We start from the raw sequence: 25,535 nt of genomic DNA, 5'->3' as shown, positions 1-25,535 counted from the left end.
CTCCAATCGTTGAGACAGAAATTTTTGGATATTGAATGATAAAAGACCCTCATTTTGAGCGTGAACAGGATAAGTACGAAAACCCTATCCCAAGTCGTGAGTATATTATCGAGTACTTACGTTCTCAAAAATCACCTATTACCCGTGACAGCATTGCTGCGGCATTACAGATCCATGATGAAGAGCAGTTAGAAGCTTTGCGTCGTCGTTTGCGGGCGATGGAGCGCGATGGTGAACTGGTGTTTACTCGCGGTCAAAGCTACGGCTTACCTGAAAAAATGGATCTGATTTCTGGCACTGTGCTGGGTCATAAAGAAGGCTATGGCTTCTTTAAACCTGACGAAGGTGGCGACGATTTATTTATATCCAACCGTGATATGCTGATGTATTTCCACGGCGATAAAGTATTGGCGCAGAAGGCCGGAATGGATCGTAAAGGTCGTCGTGAAGCCCGTATCGTGCGACTTATTCAGCCTCGAAGTGCTGCAATTGTTGGCCGATTCCATGTCGATAGCGGCATGGCATTTGTGATTGCCGATGATAAACGCATTACCCAAGAAATCTTAATTGCAAGCGAAGATCGCAATGGCGCCCGTCAAGGCGATGTCGTGGTGGTGGAATTAACTCGCCGTCCCGGTCGATTCGTTAAAGCCGCAGGTAAAGTGACCGAGGTGCTCGGCAAACAAATGGCGCCTGGAATGGAAATCGAAATTGCCCTGCGTAATTACGATCTTCCCCATACGTGGTCTGCCGCAATTGAGAAGAAACTGCGCCGTATTCCCGATGAAGTGACTGAGTCTGATAAAGTCGGCCGTGTCGATCTGCGTGATCTGCCCTTAGTGACGATTGATGGTGAAGATGCCCGCGACTTTGACGATGCGGTATATGCCGAAGTCAAACCTAGTGGTGGCTGGCGTCTGTGGGTTGCGATTGCGGATGTGAGTTACTACGTGCGTACCGATTCGGCCTTAGATACCGAAGCCCGTGCCCGTGGTAACTCGGTATATTTCCCGTCGCAAGTGATCCCTATGCTGCCGGAGAAGATCTCAAACGGCCTGTGCTCGCTCAATCCCCATGTCGATCGCCTGTGTATGGTCGCAGAGATGACGATTTCGGCCCGCGGTAAGCTATCGGGTTATAAGTTTTATCCGGCGGTGATGCATTCACATGCGCGCTTCACTTACACCCAAGTCGCAGCGATGCTCGAAGGCGGACCGATTGCGCCTGAGCATGAAGCACTATTCCCGCATTTGCAATGTTTGCAGTCGCTCTATTTAGCGCTAGATGAACAGCGCGCTGAGCGTGGGGCGATTGCTTTTGAGACCCTAGAAACACAGTTTATTTTTAACGACCAGCGCAAGATCGATAAGATTGTGCCAAGAGCTCGAAATCAAGCTCATAAAATCATTGAAGAATGTATGATTTTGGCCAACGTATCGGCTGCTAAGTTTGTCAAAAAGCATAAGGGTGAAATCCTTTATCGAGTGCATGAGTCGCCCTCAGAGCAAAAGCTGGCTAACTTTAAAGAGTTTTTGGCCGAGCGCGGCTTAAGTATGGGCGGTGGACTTGAGCCAACGCCGGCGGATTACCAAAATGTGATGTTGCAGATTGCCGATCGCCCCGATGCTGAACTCATTCAAGTGATGTTGCTGCGTTCAATGCGCCAAGCTATCTACACGCCTGATAATGAAGGCCATTTTGGTTTAGCACTCGAGGAATATGCGCACTTTACCTCGCCAATTCGCCGTTATCCTGACTTAGTGCTGCACCGGGTGATCCGCTATTTGTTGGCGAAGGAAAAGGGCGAAGCCAATGAGAAATGGACTCCCGATGGGGGTTACCACTATCAACTCGATGAGTTAGACCAATTAGGTGAAGAATGTTCTACGACTGAGCGCCGCGCCGACGAGGCTACGCGTGATGTAAGTGACTGGCTGAAATGTGAATTTATGCAGGACCATGTGGGTGACACCTTTGAGGCCGTTATTGCCTCTGTCACTAACTTTGGTTTATTCGTTCGCTTAAATGACTTATTTATCGATGGTTTAGTGCATATTTCTAGCCTTGGCAGCGATTATTATCAATTTGATCCTATGCGTCAGCGTTTGATTGGCGAGCATACCGGACAAGTCTATCAGGTGGGCGACCCCGTCACGGTCAAAGTGGCCGCGGTAAACTTAGATGATAGACAGATAGACTTAATGATGCTTGGCGATAGTGGTAAAGGCGGTCGCCGCAAGGCTGCGCCGAGTCGTGATAAACCTATGACGGCCCGTGAGCGTGTTAATCGCGAAGGTGCGAAAATGGCCAAAGCGGCTAAATCGTCTGGGGCTAAGTCTAAAGCGGGTTCAGGAAAAGCGGCGAGTAAGTCCAAGTCTAAAGCGGGCACTAAGCCTAAGAAAAGCGTAAAAGATACGGCGAAAAAGCCAAAGGCCGCGAAGCGGAGCACGAGAAAGAAGTAAATGAAAAAACAAGATATTATTTTTGGGATCCACGCAGTTGAAGCCCTATTAAAGCATAGCCCTGAGCGCATTATTGAACTTTGGCTGTTGCAGGGCCGTGAGGATGAGCGTTTAACCCCGCTGATCCGCCAAGCGAAAGCCTTTGGCACGAGCATTCAAGTGACTTCACGCAAAGTGTTGGACGAGAAAGCCGAAAGTACTCAGCACCAAGGCATTGTTGCCCGTGTGAAAGCGGCTAAAATCTTGGCTGAGCATGACTTAGATGAGCTGTTAGCTAAAACTGACTTACCGTTTTTATTGATTTTAGATGGTGTGACTGATCCGCACAATCTAGGTGCTTGCTTACGTAACGCCGATGCGGTGGGCGTGCAGGGCATTATTGTGCCAAAGGATAACTCCGTTGGCTTAACAGCTGTGGTCAGTAAGGTGGCTTGTGGCGCCGCTGAAACCGTGCCGTTATTCCAAGTGACTAACCTTGCGCGTACTATGCGCCATCTGCAGGAAAAGGGCGTGTGGATTGTCGGCACGGCAGGTGAGGCGGATTGTGAATTGTATCAAGCCGATCTTAAAGGGCCGTTAGCCATTGCGATGGGCGCTGAAGGCAAAGGTTTACGCCGCTTAAGTCGTGAATGTTGCGATACTTTAGTCTCTATTCCAATGGCGGGGAGCGTCTCTAGCTTAAACGTGTCGGTGGCGACGGGGATTTGTTTGTTTGAGGCCATGCGTCAGCGCCGTAGTTAAACAAGAACATGTGCAAAAAAGACGGGCTCGCCCGTCTTTTTTATTGCGTAAAAATCTGTCCACTCAATTTGTTAGCTGGTTTTCACTGTATCAAGATTGTGCGCTGTGATTTGGTTTTCAACCTCAGGGATGAAAGCTGGCTCGGGGTCAAATTGAAACTCGAATGTGAGTTGGTGCTCGTTGTCATTTTCAGCATCTTCATTGGTTTCGGTGCCTAAGTCTTCTTGATATTCCTGCGGTGTCGGTGTCATGTGTTCCTGAACCGATTCTACATCTACCCTCGGATCGAGCGCTGCGGCCAGTGGTGATGAGACTAAGTCACCGGTTGCCATCATATAATCTTGGGTGACATTCGTTTCGGCCTTTTGCTGCGAGTGAACATAACGTAGTCGTAAAAACAGGATTACAGTACAGGCTGACATAAAACCGTAGAGCATACTGTTACCAAACCATTGCATCAGGGTCGAGGCGATAAGCGGGCCGATACTGGCGCCCATGCCAAAAGTGAGCAAAATGGTTGCCGACAGTCCAACCCTTTCACTTTGCTCGACACGGGAGTTTGCCAGTGCGGTTGCTAAGGGGTAAAAGGTAAAGCCTAGGATACCGAATAGAAACGTCATCACCAGTGAGACTGTTGGATGATATGGAGTGAGGGCGATGCCTAAGGCTAAGATCCCAAGCAGCACGCAGTTAATACGGATAAGCCGACTGCGGGACATAATGTCGGATAATTTTCCCATCGGCCATTGGGCAAGTAGACCGGCTAAAATCGTTGCGGTCATGTAGGTAGCGACTTTTTCTGGGGGCAGACCGAGATTGCTCGCATAGGCGGGTGCGAGACCGTAAAAAGATCCGACAATCATGCTGCCGATGGCGATAGTGGTCAGTGCTTGTGGAGCTTTTTGCCAATAGTGAGCGATTTTTAAGGGCGCTGGCACCAGTGGCGCGGGGTGAATTCGCCGCGTTAAAGAAATCGGGACTATGCATAGGGCGAAGCAAATGGCTATCAGTAATAGCGGCTCTAGACCTAATTCGGGATACAGGCTGATGGCACCTTGGCCTAATATCAAGCCGAAGTACGAGACGATCATGTAGCTGGCAAACACTGTACCGCGTTGGCTACTTTCTGCCTGCTCATTGAGCCAACTTTCGAGCACCATGTATTGGCACATCATGCCCATGCCGACAATCAGTCTTAATAGGAGCCAAACCGCTAATTGATCCACGAGTGCGTGGCCAAGCGCGCAGGCGGCGACAATCCCTGCACTGGCGACAAAGGCGCGGATATGGCCCACTTGTGCTATTAGTCGATGGCCTATCTTAGAACCTGCAACAAGGCCGACATAGTACGCTGACATCATGCCGCCAATCCATAGCTGTGGAACATGTATCACAGAGAGACGCAGACCTAAGTAGGTGGTCAGTAAGCCACCCGCGAGCACAGTCAAAAGGGTCGTACTATATAAAGAGGCAAAAGTGCGCAGCTGATTAGCCATCTACAACTCCAGAATACAAACACATCCACGTACATAAAAATGTTCATATTATATCAGCAGTTGATGTCTAAACTGTGTTGCAAATTGTTGGTAAAGGTAGATTAATTTTTCATTTTTGTGTCTGAGTCACTTAATCAAAAACCTCAGTGCAACATCATGGCTCTATGTCACCCTTATCGTTTGCTAACGCAGTTTTGGTGACGTTGTGGGTTATCTAAAGGTATAGAGTAAATTAAAGGTCGTGATTGTGTCGGTATGCTTGCTGTCCTCAGGTACTTCTTCTGTATATTTAATGTTAACGCCGATTTTGAAAGCCCAGTCTTGAAAGACAAGATTTTTATAGTTCATGTCTAAGGTTAAGGTATTGTTCTTATCGCCCACTTCGGCAGTCAAATCGGCATTGATACTGGTGTATTCCTGAAGTTTTTGGGATACCTTCGCCGCAGTACGTAAAATGACGTCTTTTTCAGCCTCAGGATCAGATTGTATTGGTGATTCAGATGGTAGGTTATAACGATAACCAGGACCGACTTCGAGGCTCAGTTTCGTTCGGTAACTATTGATGGCATTAAAACCATAACCAATAGAAAATGTTGATATTTTCGTGTAGCTACCGAACTGATCCCACGTAAAATCTCCCCGAGCAAAAATATAACCTCGATCGAGTTTATAGTTACTTTGTAACTGCAATTCATATTTTTCTGAAGTGGTTTGATTTTTTTCGGATGCAAAATAAGCCTTTAGTACAGCTTCCTGCTTTGTTTGCTTGGTATCAAAAATCAGTTGGGTTCGACCATTAAAACTGCTGGATTCGGTATTCCCTTTATTCAACTGTAACCCCGCTTCTACTTCAGCTGTAAAATCATTCGCAGGTTCCTGATAATCAGGAGGGACAAGAGCAACAGATTGAAATGAAATAAGAAAAAGGCTGCTTGGTGCGATAAATTTTAGCATTGTCTGGTATTCTTGCTTGGCTGGTGTCTGGTATCCGAAAAGGTGCGAGTCGTCATCTTACCCGTATTGAAGGTGGAGGCAAAGTTATTGCTTGAGTTTCACGTTTGCTTTCTGTACTATCTCGCGCTCAAATCAGTCACTATTTTCGTTCCTTGCCTCCATTTGGTCTGACTGAGCCAATAACGAGGCTACATAACCGTAAGGAGCAATAAATGCGTCATTACGAAATCGTATTTATGGTTCACCCAGATCAAAGTGAACAAGTACCAGGTATGATTGAGCGTTACACCGGTGCAATCACCGAAGCTAACGGCAAAATCCACCGTTTAGAAGATTGGGGCCGTCGTCAACTGGCTTACCCAATCCAAGACCTGCACAAAGCTCACTACGTTCTGATGAACGTTGAAGCACCAGCAGAGACGATTGAAGAGCTAGAAACTGCTTTCCGTTTCAACGACGCAGTTCTGCGTAACATGGTAATGCGTACTAAAGGTGCCATCACCGAAGCATCTCCAATGGCGAAAGCTAAAGATGAGCGCGATTCACGTCGTGGCCCAGCTGGCGACCGCTCATATGATGAAGCTAACGCTGAAGAAATCGCTGAGTAAGTTTATCTGTGACCACCAATAACTTGGTGTTGTCAGGAACCATAACCCGTTCCAGACGCTTTAAAAGCCCGGCAGGCATCGCACATAGTGTGATAATGCTAGAACACAAATCGCAGCGTTATGAAGCAGATATGCTCCGCAACGTCTACGTACAAATACAAGTGATATTGAGTGGCCCACGCTTTGAAAGTGTGGCAGACAATCTGAAAGCAGGTGTGGAAGTACAAGTTCAAGGTTTTATGACGCTTCAACAGGGGCGAAATGGCCAAAATCGCTTAGTCATCCATGCCGAAAATGTCGAATTGAAAACTTAGGAGACTGTCAAATGGCACGTTATTTCCGTCGTCGCAAGTTCTGCCGTTTCACCGCTGAAGGTGTTGCAGAAATTGATTACAAAGATATCGTTACTTTAAAGAACTACATCACTGAAAGCGGCAAAATCGTTCCAAGCCGTATCACTGGTACTAGTGCTAAATATCAGCGTCAACTAGCTCGCGCTATCAAGCGTGCTCGTTATCTTTCTCTACTGCCATACACTGATTTACATCAGTAATTGCAGTATTCCTAATCGAATATAGAGGATTTGATAATGAACGTTATTCTGCTTGATAAAATCGCTAACCTGGGTAACCTGGGTGACCAAGTTGCAGTTAAAGCTGGTTACGCTCGTAACTACCTGCTGCCACAAGGTAAAGCTGTTGTTGCTAACGAAAGCAACGTTAAAGTATTTGAAGCTCGTCGCGCTGAATTAGAAGCAAAAATTGCTGCTGATCTGGCTGCTGCTAACCAACGTGCTGAGAAAATCGCTGCTCTGGAAGCTGTTGTTATCGCTTCTAAAGCGGGTGATGAAGGCAAACTGTTTGGTTCAGTTGGCAACCGTGACATCGCTGATGCAGTAACTGCTGCTGGCGTTGAACTGGCTAAATCAGAAGTTCGTTTACCATTAGGCGCTCTGCGTACTACTGGCGACTTCGAAGTTGAAGTTCAGTTACACACTGAAGTTAAAGCTGTTGTTAAAGTTTCTATCGTTGCAGAAGCTTAATTACACACTGCTTTAAACTAAAAAAACACCGCTTCGGCGGTGTTTTTTTATGGGCGCTATTTGGTTTCATTTAGAGCAGATGTGTTAAGGGCGCGAGCACTCGCGGTAGCACGCTCTGCAATTTAGAAATTGCTACACCATAGTTAGTGATGGGCACTTGTCGGCGTTGGCACTCGCGGATGCGGCGGAGCATTTCATTGCGGTTAAACATACAAGCGCCGCAGTGGATGACTAGGGCATATTGCTCTAAATCATCGGGAAAGTCGTGCCCAGATGTGACTGCAAACTCGAGTTGTTTGCCTGTGTAACTGTTGATCCAGCGGGGGAGTTTAACTCGGCCAATATCGTCCTCCTGCACATTGTGGCTGCAGGCTTCACTGATTAGCACTTTGTCGCCATCTTGCAGGGTATCTAAGGCATCGGCTCCAGTGGCGAGTGCAGCTAAATCGCCTTTAAATCGGGCAAATAAAGTTGAGAAGGTCGTGAGAGGGATGGCGTCTGGCACGATGGCGGCGACTTGTTTAATCGCTTGAGCGTCAGAAATCACCAGTTTAGGCGTAACGACAGATAATGCCTGCGCGAGTTCAGTTTCTTTAACGACCATAGCGATCGCGCTGCGATCAAGCGCCTCACGCAGTATCTGCACCTGTGGCAAGATCAAACGCCCTTTAGGTGCGGCCATATCGATAGGGACGACGCAGAGGATAACGTCCCCCGCTTGATAAAGATCGCCCGCTAGGAGCGGCTCCTGCTTATACTCCGCGGGTGCTAATTCGACCATCAACTGCTTAAGCTGTTTACCCGCGAGACCTGTGGCGGCAGAAACGACAATAAAGGGTAAGGATTGAGTCTGGCAAAAGGCAATATCCTCAGCTTTGGGTGTGCAGATATCGGCCTTATTGAATACCACAAGTATTGGCATCTGCAATTGGCGTATTTCGTCAATTAATGTCATGTCTGAGGGACACAGTCCCTGCTCATCAACGACTAAGAGTGCCATATCAGAGCGAAACAACACCCTACGAGTGGCGCTCACTCGCATCATTCCTAATGTTCCTTCATCGTCTATGCCCGCGGTGTCGTAAAAGGTCACAGGCCCCAGGGGCTGTAACTCATAGGCCTTGGCTACGGCATCTGTTGTCGTGCCTTTAATATCGGATACGATTGAGATTTGCTGCCCTGCAAGCATATTGAGTAAAGAGGATTTCCCCGAATTACGCCGACCTACTAAGGCGATATGGTAACGCATCCCTCTTGGTGCCGATTGGGAGTGGGAATGTTCTTGTGGATTAATGCCTTGACACATATTGGTTCCTTTTTGAATCACCACGGCTAAAGGATGGCAGGAGCCCGTGGCGTTGAATTTGCTGGCAGACTTGGCTAAGTCGCTCTGCTGCTGGGTGTTGTTGCTGGTTTTTTCCCGGATAGATGCTGTAATCGCCTCTGACCTTTGTTGGTGTAAAGGAAGGCATAAGCACATTACATCCGCGTTTGAGAGCCTGCTCCCTTGCGCCTTTTTCAAGGGCGTCGAGTGAACTGGTGGCGGGAATATTCGCCCCCGGATTCATCAATCGCAGAATAGCGCTCACCCTGTGACTCTTAAGTGCAATGCCATTGGGTGACGCCGCAAACGGCGTTTGGTGATGGGCGATAAAGGGGCCGCAGGCCAGCATATCGAGCTGTAGTTCGGTTAATAGCTGAATATCACGGGCTAAGATTGCATCCGTCATTCCCGGTAAATCGACAATAATTCCTGAGCCAGTTTGATATCCCAGTGACTTAAGATAATTGAGCCTTGCAATGCGCTCGTCAAAATTGGCTTTAGGGCGACACCGAGCAAAGAGGGCACGGTCGAAGGTTTCCATTTTGAGTAAATAGCGATCTGCGCCCGCTTCGCGCCATTTTTCCAGCTCTTGATGTTTGCGATCACCCAGTGACAGAGTGATTGCTAGATTGTGGCGCTGCTTAATTTCAGTAATAAGGGCACTGATACGATTGCCGCTGTAGTTAAAGTCATCCCCCGATTGCAGCACCACAGTACCTAGTCCCAGCTCGGCAATGCTATCGACTGCGTGAAGGATTTCTTCGTTCGAGAGCCGATAGCGTGTTACCAGCCGATTTTCGGTGCGTAAACCACAGTAATGGCAGTGGTTACGACAGTGATTCGAAAACTCGACAATGCCGCGTAAATACACCTGTTGATTAAATTGCAATTCAGTGGCGAGCTGGGCGCGACTAAACAACCATTCATCGTCTTGTCCCTGAAGTAGCGAAAGGATTTCGGCATAGGAAAACGCTGTGGGCTTAAGCAGCGTCGGGTTAACGGATGTTGGCTGAGTGACTGGTACTGGCGGGCTAGGGCGAGTGTTCATCTGTTACGCCCTTTATCTAGCTCAATCAAGCTCTGATACCAAAGATCGCCCACTGCGCGGCGGCATTCCTCAACATAACGGCCAAGTGCTACTATCACCGCTGAGTTTTGCTCACTGGGGACGCCAGTATCAAACCAATCGATTAAGCTGTTTGGTGCAAGGCCTAAAGCAAGGATATCAAACTCCAGCCAAAGTCCTTGAGCCGAGGTGTAATTGCTGTGGGCGTAGTGGCCGACAAAGAGTCTATCGCCAATCAGCAATATAGGTTGCAGTGGTAGCGCTTGGGTTGAGACTAAATTGATGGCTTCAGGAAACTGCGTTTTAAGCTCGGCGCACCAGTGGCGGGAAATATCATACAGCTGCTCTACGTCCTGCAGCGGCATCTCTGGCCTTAGGATGGTGGCAAACTCATCCCGCCATAGACGAGTGGGCTCAAGTTTTATCAGGGTGAGTTGCTTTAAGCTGGCGTTTTGTAGCCGCTGTAATAACAGTTGCCCCACGGCATTATCGGCAAAATTACTGTAAATCGCCGCGTGCAGCACGATTGCATCAGCGCGTTCTATCGCATTCAGTAAGGCGCTAGTGTTAAGGCCAAAATGCAACTGTACGCCGGGCTCTGAGAATAGATAAGATGTCATTTACAGATAGATATCCCGTTCACCCGCATCGGTTTTTTGCAAACAGCCGCGCACATTGCGCGCCCGTGACGGGCTCATTTTAGCCAGCTCTCGCTCTATCAGGGCGTTACCTGCCTCGCGGGTTTTATCGCTGGCGTAGTCGTTCAAATATTCCTTAAATGTGATCAATGCATTGGGCTGGCAAAATTTGCCAATAAACTGCTGTTTGGCCAATCCCATAAAATGATCGCCAGTTCGCCCTTTGCGATAGCAACCCGTGCAGAAGGAGGGGATGGCATCCGAGTCGGTGACTAATTCATAGATGATTTCGTCCATTTCACGGTGGTCACCAAGGCTGAATTGCTCAGCATCATGTTGATTTTGTTTGCTGTTTTGATATCCGCCGGGCGCAGTACGCGAGCCTGCGCTGATTTGTGAAACCCCGAGTTCTAACAATTCTTTACGCAATGCCGCGCTCTCCCTCGTGCTCATAATCAGCCCGGTATAAGGCACGGCAAGGCGAGTGATGGCAACAATGCGCTTAAAGCAGTCATCATCGACCTCATAGGGCGGCTTTTCACTGATAGCCGAACCATGGGCGGGTTCAATCCGCGGGAAGGAGATGGTATGTGGGCCTACGCCACAGTCTTTTTCGAGTTGCTGAACATGGGTGAGCATGGCAAGCAGCTCAAATCTATGATCATACAGGCCAAAGAGGGCGCCAATGCCGACATCGTCAATTCCTGCTTCCATGGCCCTGTGCATGGCGTAGAGGCGGTATAAAAAGTCGGTTTTTTTACCTTTAAGATGGACTTGGCTGTAGGTGTCTTGATGATAGGTTTCTTGGAAGCATTGATAAGTGCCTATCGCCGCAGTTTTAAGTTGCTTAAAGTCTTTCACACTCATTGGCGCGCAGTTGACGTTGATACGACGAATTTCTCCGCCCTTGCCCTGCTTAACGCTGTACATGGTTTGAATACTTTCAACAATGGCTTGCACATTGTTGCGTGGATGCTCGCCATAGACCGCAAGGATCCGCTTGTGGCCCATTTCTTCGAGGATCGCGACTTCTTGGCGGATCTCATCCTGTTTTAACGTCTTACGTTTCAGTTCATGGTTATCGGCGTTAAAGCCGCAGTAGCTACAACTGTTGGCGCAATGATTCGAGACATAGAGCGGTGCAAACATCACAATACGATTGCCGTAAATGGTGTTTTTAATCTCACGGGCGACGGTAAAGAGTGCTTCATCCAAGGCTTTATCTTGGTTTTGCAGCAGGAGGGCGGTTTCTTGAATGCTTAAGCCTTCGCATTGGCGCGCCTTGTCGAGAATGGCTTGTATTTGCTCGCGACTTGGATTGCTGGCGTCTTCAATGGCTTGCCAAATCGCCTTATCGTCGATAAAGCTGACGTTGGGATTGTAGTCCGAAATGGTAATGGAATGATGCTCGTGTGTGCTCATGGTTATCTATGCCCTTGAGTGTGAATGCGAAAATGCGGCAGTCGTGTGCAACTGCCGCAGAAGACTTAGCTATTTGCTGGTCAGTTGTTCACCGTTAGTGGCGACGGGGGCAATTTCATTTTTAACCCACAAAGGGGTGTACTCGGCGGCATCATGGTAAGGCACATTACCGTGGATCATCATGGCCTTGAAATCATCAAAGCGGTACACCGCAAGGAATAAATGCACGGGCAAGAAGGCGGTTAACACTAAGCCTGACACTAGATGGGCCTGACCTAAAAACCACACTATATCCCGCGGCGCAGCGTGGGGAATGAGCCACAGCACTAAACCGGAGAGGATAAGCACGGTGCCGCCAATCAGTACGCAGGCACCAAATAGCTTTTGGCCAGAGTTGTATTTGTTCATTGGTGGAATAGGCACTTTTTTACCCAGTAAGAATTTCTGAGGGTAGCCGCCTAACACCATAAACCATTTCACATCACGCCCTGAGAAGCTAAACACGCGGGCGATAAACTGTACCACTCGATCGAATGCCATGATGGTAAATGCCACGGCATCGAGGGCCATAACAATCCCTGCAATGATGTGCACATCATAGGTTAGCTGCATACCTTCCTGGGAAAGCGGTTTAAAAAACAATAACAAACCTGTTGCGGCTAACGGCAAAAAGCTGAGCAGCAGGATGTAGTGGAAGATCCTGACGTTTAGCGGATGTTTTAAAATAGGTCTCATATCATGTTCTTGATGCATTTATCATCTCCAATCAAGAGTTTAATTTGGTGCGATCGACAAAGTGGGTGTGCAGTAGCTCGTGGGACATATGTCCTAATGGCTCGCCACCGAATTCTTTGTAGTATTTTTCTACCGCGGGGTTAGCATGGCTGACGCGGGTTTTTGCTAGGCTGTCGTCCTTGTATAGCCCTTGGCTTCTGGCCTTAATGTACTCATTACGGCGTTCAAGCTTGCAGGTAAACCAGCCGATGGGGATCGCAAGCGCAGCCACAAACGCAGCGCCGACAGCCATAAATTTACGGCGTGACAGAAAGAAACTGTCCTCGGCAAATAGGTGTTTTTTCTTGTTCATTTCTGTTTCCCGTTAAATGTTACCCAGCCAAGAAGAGCCTTTACCTTCAATAGGTTGGCCTCCGCCGTTGACGCAACCGCCAGCGCAGTTCATCACCTCGATAAAGTGATAGGGCGAAGTGCCCGCCATCACATCGCGCAGCACGGGTTCGATGTTGTTACCCATGTCGTGCACTACGGCGACATTGACGGTCACATCTTGGTTAAGCTCTGTATCAAACAGACTGACAGAGGCTGATTTGACGCCTTTTAGCCCGCGTACGGGTTCAAATTCCAGCTTAGCCATTTCAGTTCCTGTAAGTACCTTATGGGCGGTACGCAGCGCCGCTTCCATCACCCCGCCGGTTGTTCCAAAAATTGTGCCCGCGCCAGTGTATTCAGAGAACAAACTATCGCCTTGATATTCCTCGGTATTCGCGAGATCGATATCGAGCATTTTGAGCAATTGAGCCATTTCCCTTGTGGTCAGCACAGCATCAATATCTTGGTACGAAGGCGAGTTCCCCCCATGTTCCTGATGGTATTGCCAAGCCGAGTTAAATTCAGGGCGTGAGGCTTCGAGTTTTTTCGAGGTACAAGGCATCACAGAGACAGTGAAAATATTCTCTGGCTGCATTTGATATACCTTGGCGCCGTAGGTTTTGGCGACAGCGCCAGCCATTTGCTGGGGTGATTTAGCTGTCGATAGGTTGGGTAAAAGTGCAGGGTAGCGGGTTTCAAGGTAACGCACCCAGCCTGGGCAGCAGGAGGTAAATTGCGGCAATGGGCCTGCGTTTGCTTCACCTTTCACATTGGCATGCAGGCGATGAATAAACTCACTGCCTTCTTCCATAATGGTTAAATCGGCGGCGAAGTTACAGTCAAAAATCTTAAAGCCTGCTTGATTCATGGCACCGTAAAGCTTACCTGTCACGAGTTCGCCCGTGCCTAAACCAAATTCTTCACCAATCGCTACTCGCACCGCAGGCGCGATAATCCCGACCACAGTGGTATTTTTATCGGCAAGCTTTTTAATCACGGTTTCAAGGGCGCTGTGGGTTTCCTCAATAGCGCTAAAGGGGCAGTTGATTAAACACTGTCCGCAGCTTAAGCATTTATCTTCATCGATAGAGTGTACTGCACCCGAAGCGCCATGAATGGCATGGGTTGGGCAGAACTGTTTACAGGCATCACATCCCTTACATTTGGATGCATTAATCTTGATCAGCCCTTGGATTTCTCCCGGTTGATAAGTTGTCGTTGTCATAGGATTTTGCGTTCCTCATTTTCAACCTGAATTAAGTGTTCAGTGTTATTTAATGTATTTATTAAGCAGCTTATGTTGGCAACAAAAGCTTATTTTTGAATTTTTAGACGGCGGGATGATAGGAAATTGAAAGTGGTAAAAACATGATGGCGATCAAGTTTCATTATTTTTGATAAAGCAGGCGTTTTTAATGGTTTTATTAGCGGTTTTTTAGGTTTTTTTAGAAGTGAAAATAATATTTTTTTTGATGGTTTTACATTGGTTTATTATATTTTTATTGTTTTAATTCAGTATTTTGATTGATTTCTATTGGTTTCCTATCACTATTTTTTGTATTTAAAAGGCTTAAGTTGAAATTTGTTGGTTAATGTGGGGTTTATCACTGGTTTTTAATTTTAGGTTAGACAAATTGTCCATGTTTAGCCTTGCTTTAAATAATGCTAATTAAGATGATTTGGTTAAGTCTATGGTGACTTGATAATGCGGTACATCACAAATTGATAAATTACCTTAAATAAAAAACCGTCCAAGGAGTATTCCTTGAACGGTTTTGAAAGATGCTTAATTTATACTGATTAAATAAAATGGTTTAATCTTGGGTAATTCCATTATCATTTATCAAAAAATACTAATCAGTAATTAGTTCCTCACTAAATCCAGTTCTTTAATCAGATTATCGGCATGGTCAACTTCATCCATCATCCATAGGATATAACGGATATCCACATGAACTGCGCGAGTTATGGTTGGATTGAAGAACCAATCTTTGGTAATCGCTTCATAGGTAGAGTCGAAGTTAAGACCAACGAGTTCTCCTTTACCGTTGAAGACTGGCGAACCTGAGTTGCCCCCCGTGGTATCGACACTCGATAAGAAGTTAACCGGCACTGAGTTAAATTCTTCTGGTTTATCTAAGCAAGAGAACAGACGGCAAATCCAACCACGGGGATCTTGATACACTGATTTAACTAAGTGATCGCCAAAACGTTGCTCGTGAATTGCATCGAGCAATTTTTTCGGGGCATTATAGGGCTCAACGCCAGTGTGCTTGGCTACAATACCATCGAGGCGAGTAAATGGCTGTTTATAGAGCGCATCGCGGGACTGATAACCATCGACCATACCGTAGCTGATGCGCAGCGTACCGTTAGCATCGGGATACACTGGCCAGTTGTTGGCTTTGTAGTAGTCGATAACGGCAGCCATATAGGCCGGGCGAGCGGTAGACAATTTACCCGCAAGGATTTTTTCTGCCTTTTCCTGGGCCATATTGGTGTCGTATAGCGCGACTGCAAGGCGGATAAACGGATCGCTGCTGGTTTCGAAGGCTTTAGCATCGGCGTCCATCCAGGCCAAACGTTGCGCTTGGTCTGTCAGAGTGGTCAGCGAATATAAACCATCGAGTTTCGCTTCTAGGCTAACGTTTTTATCGTCCAAATTCAGCATATTGTCTAAGGCTGTAACGCGATTTGGCTGTGATAAATAAGCATTTAAATCTTGTAACCACAGGGTTTTATCGACTTTAACATCAAAACTAGAATCGATACGTTTTAAGCGTGAGCTGAACATGGCTAAGTCGCGCTCTTGGTAACCGATTTCACGCTCAGCATCGCTCTTTTGCTTTTCTTTGGCTAGGCGATAGAGGTTGTTGGCCGCGGTGAGTAGCGTGCTCGATTGAGCATTGGTGAAATAATAATTGGTTTGAGTTTGCAGTTGCTGCTCGGCCAGTAACACTTCTAGTTCGCTGATGAGATTCTGGTTAAGGTTTGGGTTTTTGGTTAACCATGCCAGAAAGTCATTTTCACGTTGCTGCTTAATGCCCACGATATCCGTGGCTTTAAAACCGGCAAGTAGACCGTTGAGCTTTTTCATGCGGTTCGCCATTGACGCCATATTGCCCGCATATTTAATGGCGATGTCGGCATCTTTCTGCCCCATGGCTTCAATGGTATCAATCTGTAATTGATAACGTTTTGCCTGTGTTGGATACAGCCAGTCGCTAGCAAATTTAAGCTCACTGGTGAGGTTGTAACGGTTGGTCGTGCCAGGATAGCCTGCCACAAACACACCATCGCCCGCTTTCACGCCATCAGCATTCACTTTTAAATAGCTTTTGGGCGTATAAGGAATGTTATCCTCCGCGTAAGCTGCGGGCTTGCCATCTTTACCCACATAAGCCCGTAGGAAGGCAAAATCACCCGAGTGGCGTGGGTATTCGTAGTTATCAATATCACCACCATAACCGCCAACACTTTCAGGTGGCGCGTATACTAGGCGCACATCGCGGATCATCAATTGTTTGATCAGATAATATTCCAAGCCATTGTGGAAGCTACGAACATTACAGCGGTAGTTATCATCGGCCTCACAGCTTTTGATTAAGGCTTTACTGTGATTCTCAATTTCTTCATAACGTTTTAGTGGATCTGGGCTTAAGTCTTTTGTCACCTCGCTGGTGACATCCGTCACGGCTTCAGTGATGTATAAACGCTCATTGGGGCCAGCCGAAGGTTCTTTATCCATTGAGGTGGCTAAAAAGCCTTGTTCGAGATAGTTATGCTCTTTCTTAGTGTTATATTGTATCGCCTTGTAGGCACAATGATGGTTTGTCACAACTAGCCCTTGGGGCGAGACAAAACTGGCGGTACAATAGCCCAGCCCGACAACGGCGTTCATTGGGTAACTGGTGAGATCGGCCAGCTTGTCTGCGGGAATATCAATTCCACGCGCGCTGAGTTTGTCTGCAATAGAAGGCATTTGATAAGGTTGCCATTGCCCTTCATCGGCAGTTGTTATGCCAGAGGTCAGTACTAAGGCTGCAACCAATGCAATACGCATGTTCTTTCCTTATTTTTAGTTAGTGTGTCCGTTGGGAGAGATAACAGGTTTGTGTAAACAACCTGTTTGCTTGACGCGGGTTTTATATCATATTTTGTTAAGTTGTTGGAAATCGGGAGTGTTAATGTCACAACAAGGTGCTTTTAAGCCTAAGAGTAAGCCAAGGGATTTGCAGGTCGATAGCCTCAAGCTGCCGCCGCATTCAATTGAGGCTGAACAATCGGTATTAGGTGGCCTCATGTTAGACGCCGACGCTTGGGATAAAGTGGCTGAAACGGTAGTTAAAGAGGATTTTTATTCTCGCTCGCACCGGATGATTTTTGCCGCCATGCACCGTTTAGTCGAAACTGGCCAACCCATCGACTTAATTACGGTTTCCGAACAACTTGAACTTGAAAACCAACTCGAAGAAGCGGGCGGCTTTGCCTACTTGGGTGAGATTGCCAAAAACACCCCGAGCGCGGGTAACATTGTTTCCTATGCTGAAATTGTCCGTGAGCGCGCCGTAGTACGCGAGATGATCCGCGTCGCCCATGAGATTGCTGATGCGGGTTATAATCCCGAAGGCCGTGATTCCAGCGCTTTACTCGATTTAGCCGAGAGTAAAGTCTTTAAGATTGCCGAGCAGCGCACCAATGCCAACGAAGGTCCCGAAGGCATTAAAACCATTCTTGAAAAGACCGTCGATAAAATTGAGCAGCTCTACAATAACCCGCACAACGGTGTGACAGGGGTATCGAGTGGTTTTAGCGATCTCGATAAAATGACGGCTGGCTTCCAATCTGGCGACTTGATTATCGTCGCCGCGCGTCCGTCGATGGGTAAAACCACCTTTGCGATGAACCTGTGTGAACAGGCGGCGATGAATGAAGACAAGCCCGTGCTTATTTTCAGCCTCGAGATGCCCTCAGAACAGATCATGATGCGTATGTTGGCCTCTTTAGGGCGTGTTGACCAAACCAAAATCCGTACTGGACAACTCGATGATGAGGATTGGGCGCGGGTATCCTCAACCATGGGTATTATGCTTGAGCAGGGCAAGATGTATATCGATGATGGTTCGGGCTTAACGCCCACTGAAGTACGCAGCCGAGCCCGCCGTATTGCCCGCGAACATGGCGGGTTATCGATGATCATGGTCGACTACTTGCAGCTGATGCAAGTACCTGCATTATCGGACAACCGTACCCTTGAAATTGCTGAGATCTCTCGTTCTCTCAAAGCATTAGCAAAAGAGTTGGAGATCCCTGTTATCGCACTTTCCCAGCTTAACCGCTCGCTCGAACAACGTGCCGATAAGCGCCCTGTTAACTCTGACTTACGTGAATCAGGCTCTATTGAGCAGGATGCGGATCTCATCATGTTTATTTACCGTGATGAGGTGTATAACAACGACTCTCCGGATAAGGGCACGGCAGAAATCATTATCGGTAAACAGCGTAACGGCCCGATTGGACGAGTGCGTTTAACATTCCAAGGTCAGTTTTCCCGTTTTGATAACTATGCAGGTCCTCAGTTTGAAGAAGATTAATTCCCGGTGTTAGAAGATAAGCGTGGCTTATGTATTCTTTGTATTTCCTGACTTTTCCAAATAGACAAGGCAAATTTTGAAACCTTTTCCCCGAGCAGAAATTAGCAGTAGTGCACTGCAAAACAACCTCGCCGTTTTACGCCAGCAGGCGAGCAGCAGTCAAGTCATGGCTGTGGTGAAAGCCAATGGTTATGGTCATGGATTATTAAATGTCGCCAAATGCTTAAACAATGCCGATGGTTTCGGCTTAGCCCGTTTGGAAGAGGCATTAGAGCTGCGCGCAGGCGGTATTAAGGCGCGCTTATTATTGCTTGAGGGCTTTTTTCGCAGCACAGACTTACCTTTGCTGGTGGAGCACGATATTGATACTGTGGTGCATCACGAATCGCAAATCGAGATGTTAGAACAGGCACACTTAACGAAACCTGTCACAGTGTGGCTAAAAGTCGATTCGGGGATGCATCGTTTAGGGGTCACGCCTGAACAGTTCTCAGCGGTTTATTCGCGTTTGATGGCCTGTGAAAATGTCGCCAAGCCTATCCATCTGATGACTCACTTTGCCTGTGCCGACGAGCCCGACAATCATTATACCCAAGTGCAAATGCACACTTTTAACCAGTTAACTGCGGATTTACCTGGGTTTAGAACCTTAGCCAACTCTGCGGGTGCGCTTTATTGGCCGAAGAGCCAAGGTGATTGGATCCGTCCAGGCATTGCGATGTATGGTGTGTCACCCGTTACTGGAGATTGCGGCGCAAATCATGGTTTGATCCCTGCAATGAACTTGGTTTCACGTTTGATAGCGGTGCGCGAGCACAAAGCGAATCAACCCGTAGGTTATGGTTGTTACTGGACAGCCAAACAAGATACTCGTCTTGGCGTTGTCGCGATTGGTTATGGTGATGGCTATCCACGTAATGCACCGGAAGGCACGCCTGTATGGATAAATGGCCGCAGAGTGCCGATTGTTGGCCGTGTGTCTATGGATATGTTAACAGTGGATTTAGGCCATGATGCAACAGATCAGGTAGGTGATGATGTTTTGCTTTGGGGTCAGGCTTTACCTGTTGAAGAAGTCGCTGAGCATATTGGCACTATCGCCTATGAGCTAGTGACTAAGCTGACTCCGAGAGTCGCTGTTTGCTTAGCATAGCCTGATGCTATAAGAATAACAAAACGGCGCAAATGCGCCGTTTTTCTTTATTTAGCATAAGGTTAATTGATTTGCACCGCTATAGTTTAGGCAAACATTATTAATAAACGTTACCCAACACGCGAGGTTTTAGTACAACATAAACCCAATGTTATGACTTGGCGTTGCACGCTCTCATTAACTTTCGAAGCAAACTTCGATATATGCGGTTCCGTACGAGCTGGTAAATGGCATGATGATTTTGGTGCCGTTGGCTTTATGGGAAATAGTATGCCCTTGGCCTGACACTACCATTGGAGTTGCCATTTCGAATTCGTAACCCTTTTGTCCTAAAAGATTTTTTGCGCCGCCCGTAACCATATTAGTGATTTCACCCACCAAATCAGTCACTTCTTCATTTATTTTGCCGGGGTTCTCACCCAGCATATTTTGCATGATTTGCAGTACGAGTTTTTGCTCAAACGTAATTGAAAGTGAGCCTTTGGTTTGCGGCCCAACCATACCAATTAAACCTGATACATCGCCTTTGGCTAAGTTGTCAGTTTTTATTTGTGGTTTACCTGGCGTGAGCTCTAGGCTGGCCATGGTCGAAATAACATTGAGCAGCGACTGCAAAAAAGGATTAATAAAATTGACGTTCATGCTCCAGTGTGTCCTCTTATGAACTTAAGCCTTATGGTCACCACGTAATTAAGGGTAGTCGAAAAGTGGCTTGACCACAGCAATCTTAATCACACTCTATCAGCTTAGATGACACAAATAGAAATGTGAGGTTAATTTCACGATTTTCTTGTTATTTATCGTAAAAGTCATTTCAACAAAGTAAACCCTGATGGGATAAAAGCGGATCACATTTCTGCATACTTCCCCATTTTAGTGCGATCGCGAGTTTCCATCTAAAGTTTGACGATATGAAATGCTGTTCTGCAAATCTCCTTTTCCGAAAATTTCGCCATAGATTTAAGGTTTTAATGATAAATATCCATCATTTTCACTGTTTATGTCATTGATTCCATAAGTTTAGTGAAAGTATTGCTTTAATTCCTAACAGCAATTAACCACTTAAATTGTGACTTGCATTAAATTATAGTGCAAATGATAATAATTATTGATCACAAGAAATATTTTACATATATTAGCGGGCGATTAACAGGTGGGGGACATCTGTTACAGGGTATAGTCCGCAACAGGAATGTTTTTAATGAAATTTGCAAAACGCCGTAATGGTCGGGTCACGCTTGGTGCCCATGTTTTAGGTTCGTTAACCATAGGTATGGCAGCCTCTGCAATCCCTACTATGGCAGCTGAGCAGGCACAAGTCGTTGATAAAAAAGTTGAACATATTGAAGTGAACGGTGAGTACTTAGGTTATAACACCCGTAAAGTACAATCGGGTAAATTTACCGAAGACCTACTCAATACCGCGAAAACCGTTACCGTTATTAATCAAGATCTAATCAAGGATATGGGCGCCCAGAGTTTTACTGATGCGCTGCGGGCGACGCCTGGTATTACCTTAGGTACAGGTGAAGGTGGCAATCCCTATGGCGATAGACCTTTTATCCGTGGTTACGATGCCCAATCTTCAACCTTTATCAATGGTATGCGTAATGTGGGTTCACAAAGCCGTGAAACCTTTAACATTGAACAAATTGAAGTCCTGAAAGGCCCAAGCTCAGTCTACAACGGCCGTGGCGCAGTTGGTGGTAGCATCAACATTGTGACCAAAAAAGCACAGGCTGAAGATTTTATTAACGCCGACGTTGCAGTGGGGACTGATGCCCTCAAACGTGCCAATGTTGATATCAACCATGTCATTACCGATGAAGCTGCGGTCCGTATTAACATGATGGCTCACGATGCCGATACTCCTGGGCGCGATGAGGTTACTGGTAATCGTTGGGGTGTTGCACCGTCAGTCACTTTTGGGTTAACGACGCCGACTAAAGTGACCCTTGAATATTATCATTTTGAAAACCATGATATTCCTGATTATGGTATTCCCTACGATCAGGCGACAGGAAAACCTGCCGATGTCGATCCCGACAATTTCTATGGCTTATTATCGCGGGATTTTCGTGACACGATGGACGATACGGCATCAGTGTTGATTAGCCACGATTTTAACAATGACATGCAGTTTACTTCGACGTCCATCTATAGTCGCAACAGCAATTACTATATTGTGACCAACCCTGACGACACCACGGGTAACGTCGCGAAGGGGTATGTATGGCGAAACACTAAGTCGCGCCATTCGGTCACAAAGACCTTAGCGACTCAATTGCAACTCTCGGGTGAAGCAAAACTTGCGGGAATGACTAACCGTTTTGCCGTCGGTACTGAACTCAGTAACGAACGTACCAGCAATTTGAGTTACACCGTCGATACGGGCAATGGCCGCAACGCGGGTTGTAATCAGGCAATGCTAGATAACTACAACTGTACGCTGCTGGATAATCCAAATCCGCATGATCCTTGGGTTGGGAAGATCACACTCGGCACTGATGCGACAGTCACAGAAACCGACACTCGCTCGCTTTATGCCTTTAACACCATTGAGTTAACCGAAGCATGGATGGTGAATGCGGGGATCCGTTGGGACGATTACAGCACTAGTGCTGAAAATTCGACCTCTCAATTCAGTAATGATACTGACTTCTTTAACTATCAATTATCGGTTCTTTATAAGCCTGCTGAAAATGGCAGTATTTATGCCGCTTGGGGTACTTCTTCTAACCCCCCAGGGACCTCAAATGGTGATGGCGCTGATCGCCTAGGCAGTACCAACGCCGATTTAGAACCAGAAGATACCGAAAGCTACGAGTTAGGCACTAAATGGGACCTTTGGGAGGGGCGTTTATCTCTGAATGGCTCTGTATTCCAAATCGAGAAAAACAATGCTCGAGTAGCGACCTCTGGCGATCGTAACGCGCCGCAGGAAAACGTCGGTGAGCAAAGAGTGAAAGGTTTTGAAATCGGCTTCTCAGGTGACTTTACTGAGCATTGGCATGGTTTTGGTGGGTATACCTATTTGGATGCGACGCTGGAAAGCAATGGTTATAACGCAGCGCTTAATGGTAACCGTTTCCCTAATACCGCTAAAAATAGCTTAAGTTTATTCACGACTTACGACGTGACTGAGGATTTTACAGTCGGTACGGGCGCGTACTATATGGGTAAAGTTTATGGTAATACGGCTAATACGCTGTCGATTCCATCCTACTGGCGTTTTGACTTGACCTCATCTTATAAGATGAGCGAATTCATGACATTACGCCTGAACGTGCAGAATCTGACGGATGAGCGTTATTATGATAAAGCGTACACCGCTCATTTTGCCAATATGGCGCCTGGACGCTTAGTGATGTTAAGTGCCGATATGCGCTTCTAAGCAGCATTAATCGAGATCTGAATGGCAGCCCTAGAGCTGCCTTTGATGTTTATGCTATTCCAATAGGATTCTGAAATGCTTATTGAAATTCCAAATGTTTTTTCTAAACAAGAAGTCAATCAGCTAAGGGAGCAGCTCGATGCCCGCACTTGGATTGATGGCAATCAGACCTCAGGCGTGATGGCGAGTACCCGCAAACGTAATCAGCAGTTAGACAAAGATGATCCTGTAGCACTTCAAATCGGTGAGCTGATCATGGCGCGCCTCTTGGCCCATCCTTTATTTGTGTCGGCGGCGCTGCCGTTACAGTTTTATCCTCCCTTGTTTAATCGTTATCAAGGCGGAGAAACCTTTGGCTATCATATCGATAATGCGATTCGCTCGACTAGCGATGGTATGGTGCGTACCGATCTATCAGCCACCTTATTTTTAAGCGAACCAGACACTTATCAAGGTGGTGAGCTGGTGATCCAAGATACCTATGGGCAGCAGAGTATTAAGCTGGCGGCGGGATCTTTAGTGTTATATCCGTCAACCAGTTTGCATCAGGTTACTCCAGTCACATCCGGTGAACGTACCAGCGCGTTTATGTGGTTACAGAGTATGGTGCGTGATGAGGGGCAGCGCCGCTTGTTATTTCAACTCGATCAATCGATTCAAGCGTTGACTGCCCAGGCTGCGCCTGAACAAGAGTTGTTTAATCTGACAGGGGTTTACCATAACTTACTCAGATGTTGGAGCGAGTTGTAGTGATTCTAAGCTAAGCTTCTCTCCTCGCTTCATCTCCCCAAAGTGGGCGGTTTAGGGTATAATCCCGCTAGCTCTGAAGGGCAATAAAACAGCAAACTTTAGCTCGTTTGCTGTTTTTCTATTTTTAAGCTTGGTGTTCATTGGGCATGCTTGGCCTTAATTTGGGGCGCTTTATCCCTTAAAACAACAATTAGTTAGCAAATTTTAATTACTTGAGTTGATAGTCACGTGTTGAAAAATAATCTTAATGATAGCAAAACGTTCGATCGCACCTTTTCCATTGCACCGATGTTGGATCTAACAGACCGTCATTACCGTTATTTTGCTCGCTTAATGTCGGCCAATGCCTTGTTGTATACCGAGATGGTGACCACTGGCGCGATATTACATGGCCGTGGTGATTATCTTGCCTATAACCAAGAAGAGCATCCTCTTGCATTGCAGTTGGGGGGCTCGAATCCTGCTGAACTTGCTCGCTGCGCCAAACTGGCCGCTGAGCGCGGTTATGATGAAGTGAATCTCAATGTGGGCTGTCCTTCCGATCGGGTGCAAAACGGTCGCTTTGGTGCCTGTTTGATGGCCGAACCTGAGCTGGTGGCTGAGTGTGTCGATGCCATGAAGCAAGTAGTTGATATTCCTGTTACGGTAAAAACACGTATCGGCATTGACGAGCAGGATAGCTATGAGTTTTTGACTCACTTTATTGATACTGTTATGGCTAAAGGGTGTGGTGAGTTTATTATTCATGCGCGCAAGGCTTGGTTGCAAGGTTTAAGCCCGAAAGAGAATCGTGAGATCCCGCCCTTAGACTACGACCGCGTGTATCAGCTCAAGCGTGATTATCCGATGCTCAATATCAGCATTAACGGTGGCATAACGAGCCTTGAACAAGCTAAAACTCACTTGCAGCACTTAGATGGTGTGATGGTGGGACGTGAGGCTTACCAAAATACTTACATGTTGGCGCAGGTTGACCAAATCCTCTGCGGCAGCCAGAAGGCGGTGATTAGCCGTGAAGCCGTGATTGAGGCGATGTTGCCTTATATCGAAGCTCATTTGCAGGCGGGCGGGCGCTTAAATCATATCACTCGGCATATGATTGGTTTATTCCAAGGCTTACCCGGTGCGCGCACTTGGCGTCGTTATTTGAGCGAAAATGCCCATAAAAATGGCGCTGGTATTGAGGTAGTTAAATTGGCCTATCAGAGCGTGCAAACCGATTTGGTTGCGCAATAATTATTCGATTTGAAAAGTGGTGAGATTGACTAATGCTTGTAGTATTTTTCACCACTTAACATTTCTTGAACAATATCCTTTACATCAGGTTATCAAAATTAAATATATTAAATCTCTGAAAATAAACAATTTAAATTGTTTTTGATAAGTTGGCACGTCCTTTGTAATAGTCCCTATGTCAAGTTAATTAATCGGAAAGGGACGACATCATGTTTACTTCAAACGTTAAAAAATCAGTTCAAGTGAGTGTGTTATTCGGTGCATTAATGGCAAGTGTTACGGCGCATGCAGAGGCGGCTCCGGTATCAGATGTTATGAGCGCCATTGAGCAAACACTCAGTACCCAAGCACAGGAGTTGCTAGTCAACACTAAGCATGAACTGGTGTTATCACTGCAAACACAATTAGCTGAAAGCATCTATGACTTCAACAGTCAGATAATACTCAGTGCGGATACTCAAGACGAGTCTTCAGCAACAGGCGAATATAGCGCAAATAAGTAAGGAGTTGCCTATGTGGTTTGTAGCACCTCTTATGACTCTGCTACT

General features: G+C 46.7%; 23 protein-coding genes. 12 read left to right on the top strand and 11 right to left on the bottom strand.

What is annotated here, in order from left to right; translation table 11 throughout:
- Positions 1-35 precede the first annotated feature (35 nt).
- Both rnr and rlmB read left to right on the top strand, forming a co-directional pair.
- The gene (rnr, locus tag H9J30_RS04205) at positions 36-2,462 is read left to right on the top strand and encodes a ribonuclease R (protein ID WP_240129836.1); all 2,427 of its coding nucleotides are present in this window, start codon (positions 36-38) and stop codon (positions 2,460-2,462) included.
- Positions 2,463-3,203: a 23S rRNA (guanosine(2251)-2'-O)-methyltransferase RlmB gene (gene rlmB, locus H9J30_RS04200; RefSeq protein ID WP_240129835.1), complete on the top strand. Its 741-nt coding sequence runs from the start codon at positions 2,463-2,465 to the stop codon at positions 3,201-3,203.
- 71 nt (positions 3,204-3,274) lie between these two features.
- Here the strand turns inward: rlmB and H9J30_RS04195 are convergent, their stop codons facing one another.
- The gene (locus H9J30_RS04195; RefSeq protein ID WP_240129834.1) at positions 3,275-4,699 is read right to left on the bottom strand and encodes an MFS transporter; all 1,425 of its coding nucleotides are present in this window, start codon (positions 4,697-4,699) and stop codon (positions 3,275-3,277) included.
- Positions 4,700-4,909: 210 nt separating this feature from the next.
- A complete protein-coding gene (locus tag H9J30_RS04190; RefSeq protein ID WP_240129832.1) occupies positions 4,910-5,653 on the bottom strand; it encodes a DUF481 domain-containing protein in 744 nt (247 codons plus the stop codon).
- Positions 5,654-5,865: 212 nt separating this feature from the next.
- Here H9J30_RS04190 and rpsF point away from each other — a divergent pair, with 212 nt between their 5' ends.
- From rpsF to rplI, 4 genes are read left to right on the top strand one after another with little or no spacing between them, the layout of a single operon-like run.
- Positions 5,866-6,261 (top strand): 30S ribosomal protein S6, encoded by a 396-nt coding sequence (rpsF, locus tag H9J30_RS04185; protein ID WP_011073674.1) that lies wholly within the window; start codon positions 5,866-5,868, stop codon positions 6,259-6,261.
- A gap of 8 nt (positions 6,262-6,269) precedes the next feature.
- Positions 6,270-6,575, top strand: a complete 306-nt coding sequence (priB, locus tag H9J30_RS04180; RefSeq protein WP_011073673.1) for a primosomal replication protein N — start codon at positions 6,270-6,272, stop codon at positions 6,573-6,575.
- 11 nt (positions 6,576-6,586) lie between these two features.
- Positions 6,587-6,814, top strand: a complete 228-nt coding sequence (gene rpsR / locus H9J30_RS04175) for a 30S ribosomal protein S18 (protein WP_006083042.1) — start codon at positions 6,587-6,589, stop codon at positions 6,812-6,814.
- 36 nt (positions 6,815-6,850) lie between these two features.
- Entirely contained in the window at positions 6,851-7,303 is a 453-nt protein-coding gene (gene rplI / locus H9J30_RS04170) for a 50S ribosomal protein L9 (protein WP_037422085.1), read from the top strand.
- A gap of 70 nt (positions 7,304-7,373) precedes the next feature.
- Here rplI and hydF read toward each other — a convergent pair whose 3' ends face one another.
- From hydF to H9J30_RS04130, 8 genes are all read right to left on the bottom strand, one after another.
- Positions 7,374-8,609, bottom strand: a complete 1,236-nt coding sequence (hydF, locus tag H9J30_RS04165) for a [FeFe] hydrogenase H-cluster maturation GTPase HydF (protein ID WP_240129831.1) — start codon at positions 8,607-8,609, stop codon at positions 7,374-7,376.
- Positions 8,593-9,675, bottom strand: coding sequence for a [FeFe] hydrogenase H-cluster radical SAM maturase HydE (gene hydE, locus H9J30_RS04160; RefSeq protein WP_240129830.1), 1,083 nt, complete (start codon positions 9,673-9,675; stop codon positions 8,593-8,595). Before hydE ends, hydF begins: the two co-directional genes overlap by 17 nt.
- On the bottom strand, positions 9,672-10,313 hold the full coding sequence (locus H9J30_RS04155; protein WP_240129829.1) for a hypothetical protein: 642 nt from the start codon (positions 10,311-10,313) through the stop codon (positions 9,672-9,674). The genes hydE and H9J30_RS04155 overlap by 4 nt, the downstream gene beginning before the upstream one ends.
- Complete coding sequence (gene hydG / locus H9J30_RS04150) at positions 10,314-11,753, bottom strand: [FeFe] hydrogenase H-cluster radical SAM maturase HydG (protein WP_240129828.1); 1,440 nt, start codon at positions 11,751-11,753, stop codon at positions 10,314-10,316. It abuts the gene before it with no gap.
- 69 nt (positions 11,754-11,822) lie between these two features.
- On the bottom strand, positions 11,823-12,506 hold the full coding sequence (locus H9J30_RS04145) for a cytochrome b/b6 domain-containing protein (RefSeq protein WP_240129826.1): 684 nt from the start codon (positions 12,504-12,506) through the stop codon (positions 11,823-11,825).
- A 13-nt stretch (positions 12,507-12,519) separates the two neighbouring features.
- Entirely contained in the window at positions 12,520-12,840 is a 321-nt protein-coding gene (gene hydB / locus H9J30_RS04140; protein ID WP_240129824.1) for an iron hydrogenase small subunit HydB, read from the bottom strand.
- A 12-nt stretch (positions 12,841-12,852) separates the two neighbouring features.
- Positions 12,853-14,085, bottom strand: coding sequence for an iron hydrogenase large subunit HydA (gene hydA / locus H9J30_RS04135; RefSeq protein ID WP_240129822.1), 1,233 nt, complete (start codon positions 14,083-14,085; stop codon positions 12,853-12,855).
- A 639-nt stretch (positions 14,086-14,724) separates the two neighbouring features.
- On the bottom strand, positions 14,725-16,923 hold the full coding sequence (locus tag H9J30_RS04130) for a S46 family peptidase (protein ID WP_240129818.1): 2,199 nt from the start codon (positions 16,921-16,923) through the stop codon (positions 14,725-14,727).
- Between the two features lie 124 nt (positions 16,924-17,047).
- Between H9J30_RS04130 and dnaB the strand changes: the two genes are divergently transcribed.
- Both dnaB and alr read left to right on the top strand, forming a co-directional pair.
- On the top strand, positions 17,048-18,454 hold the full coding sequence (dnaB, locus tag H9J30_RS04125; RefSeq protein WP_011073663.1) for a replicative DNA helicase: 1,407 nt from the start codon (positions 17,048-17,050) through the stop codon (positions 18,452-18,454).
- A gap of 76 nt (positions 18,455-18,530) precedes the next feature.
- Positions 18,531-19,607, top strand: coding sequence for an alanine racemase (alr, locus tag H9J30_RS04120; RefSeq protein ID WP_240129817.1), 1,077 nt, complete (start codon positions 18,531-18,533; stop codon positions 19,605-19,607).
- Between the two features lie 177 nt (positions 19,608-19,784).
- Here the strand turns inward: alr and H9J30_RS04115 are convergent, their stop codons facing one another.
- A complete protein-coding gene (locus H9J30_RS04115; protein WP_240129816.1) occupies positions 19,785-20,249 on the bottom strand; it encodes a chemotaxis protein CheX in 465 nt (154 codons plus the stop codon).
- 559 nt (positions 20,250-20,808) lie between these two features.
- Here H9J30_RS04115 and H9J30_RS04110 point away from each other — a divergent pair.
- The 4 genes from H9J30_RS04110 (at position 20,809) to H9J30_RS04095 (ending at position 25,490) form a co-directional block, all read left to right on the top strand.
- Positions 20,809-23,001 (top strand): TonB-dependent receptor, encoded by a 2,193-nt coding sequence (locus tag H9J30_RS04110; RefSeq protein ID WP_240129814.1) that lies wholly within the window; start codon positions 20,809-20,811, stop codon positions 22,999-23,001.
- A 75-nt stretch (positions 23,002-23,076) separates the two neighbouring features.
- On the top strand, positions 23,077-23,751 hold the full coding sequence (locus H9J30_RS04105) for a Fe2+-dependent dioxygenase (RefSeq protein ID WP_240129812.1): 675 nt from the start codon (positions 23,077-23,079) through the stop codon (positions 23,749-23,751).
- A 228-nt stretch (positions 23,752-23,979) separates the two neighbouring features.
- Positions 23,980-24,987, top strand: a complete 1,008-nt coding sequence (dusA, locus tag H9J30_RS04100) for a tRNA dihydrouridine(20/20a) synthase DusA (RefSeq protein ID WP_345795721.1) — start codon at positions 23,980-23,982, stop codon at positions 24,985-24,987.
- A 209-nt stretch (positions 24,988-25,196) separates the two neighbouring features.
- Positions 25,197-25,490, top strand: a complete 294-nt coding sequence (locus H9J30_RS04095) for a hypothetical protein (protein ID WP_240129811.1) — start codon at positions 25,197-25,199, stop codon at positions 25,488-25,490.
- Positions 25,491-25,535 lie beyond the last annotated feature (45 nt).

Source organism: Shewanella cutis, assembly GCF_022410515.1.
Lineage (GTDB): Bacteria > Pseudomonadota > Gammaproteobacteria > Enterobacterales > Shewanellaceae > Shewanella > Shewanella cutis.
This window is presented reverse-complemented; position numbering and strand designations above follow the sequence as displayed.

What these genes read in the sequence shown, in the direction of transcription:
- hydE (WP_240129830.1), bottom strand. Translation starts at nt 9,675, where the DNA reads ATGAACACTCGCCCTAGCCCGCCAGTACCAGTCACTCAGCCAACATCC.
- H9J30_RS04115 (WP_240129816.1), bottom strand. Translation starts at nt 20,249, where the DNA reads ATGAACGTCAATTTTATTAATCCTTTTTTGCAGTCGCTGCTCAATGTT.
- H9J30_RS04130 (WP_240129818.1), bottom strand. Translation starts at nt 16,923, where the DNA reads ATGCGTATTGCATTGGTTGCAGCCTTAGTACTGACCTCTGGCATAACA.
- hydG (WP_240129828.1), bottom strand. Translation starts at nt 11,753, where the DNA reads ATGAGCACACACGAGCATCATTCCATTACCATTTCGGACTACAATCCC.
- rlmB (WP_240129835.1), top strand. Translation starts at nt 2,463, where the DNA reads ATGAAAAAACAAGATATTATTTTTGGGATCCACGCAGTTGAAGCCCTA.
- H9J30_RS04190 (WP_240129832.1), bottom strand. Translation starts at nt 5,653, where the DNA reads ATGCTAAAATTTATCGCACCAAGCAGCCTTTTTCTTATTTCATTTCAA.
- rplI (WP_037422085.1), top strand. Translation starts at nt 6,851, where the DNA reads ATGAACGTTATTCTGCTTGATAAAATCGCTAACCTGGGTAACCTGGGT.
- rpsR (WP_006083042.1), top strand. Translation starts at nt 6,587, where the DNA reads ATGGCACGTTATTTCCGTCGTCGCAAGTTCTGCCGTTTCACCGCTGAA.
- H9J30_RS04105 (WP_240129812.1), top strand. Translation starts at nt 23,077, where the DNA reads ATGCTTATTGAAATTCCAAATGTTTTTTCTAAACAAGAAGTCAATCAG.
- H9J30_RS04155 (WP_240129829.1), bottom strand. Translation starts at nt 10,313, where the DNA reads ATGACATCTTATCTATTCTCAGAGCCCGGCGTACAGTTGCATTTTGGC.
- H9J30_RS04195 (WP_240129834.1), bottom strand. Translation starts at nt 4,699, where the DNA reads ATGGCTAATCAGCTGCGCACTTTTGCCTCTTTATATAGTACGACCCTT.
- hydF (WP_240129831.1), bottom strand. Translation starts at nt 8,609, where the DNA reads ATGTGTCAAGGCATTAATCCACAAGAACATTCCCACTCCCAATCGGCA.
- H9J30_RS04095 (WP_240129811.1), top strand. Translation starts at nt 25,197, where the DNA reads ATGTTTACTTCAAACGTTAAAAAATCAGTTCAAGTGAGTGTGTTATTC.
- hydB (WP_240129824.1), bottom strand. Translation starts at nt 12,840, where the DNA reads ATGAACAAGAAAAAACACCTATTTGCCGAGGACAGTTTCTTTCTGTCA.
- H9J30_RS04145 (WP_240129826.1), bottom strand. Translation starts at nt 12,506, where the DNA reads ATGCATCAAGAACATGATATGAGACCTATTTTAAAACATCCGCTAAAC.
- hydA (WP_240129822.1), bottom strand. Translation starts at nt 14,085, where the DNA reads ATGACAACGACAACTTATCAACCGGGAGAAATCCAAGGGCTGATCAAG.
- rpsF (WP_011073674.1), top strand. Translation starts at nt 5,866, where the DNA reads ATGCGTCATTACGAAATCGTATTTATGGTTCACCCAGATCAAAGTGAA.
- dnaB (WP_011073663.1), top strand. Translation starts at nt 17,048, where the DNA reads ATGTCACAACAAGGTGCTTTTAAGCCTAAGAGTAAGCCAAGGGATTTG.
- rnr (WP_240129836.1), top strand. Translation starts at nt 36, where the DNA reads ATGATAAAAGACCCTCATTTTGAGCGTGAACAGGATAAGTACGAAAAC.
- H9J30_RS04110 (WP_240129814.1), top strand. Translation starts at nt 20,809, where the DNA reads ATGAAATTTGCAAAACGCCGTAATGGTCGGGTCACGCTTGGTGCCCAT.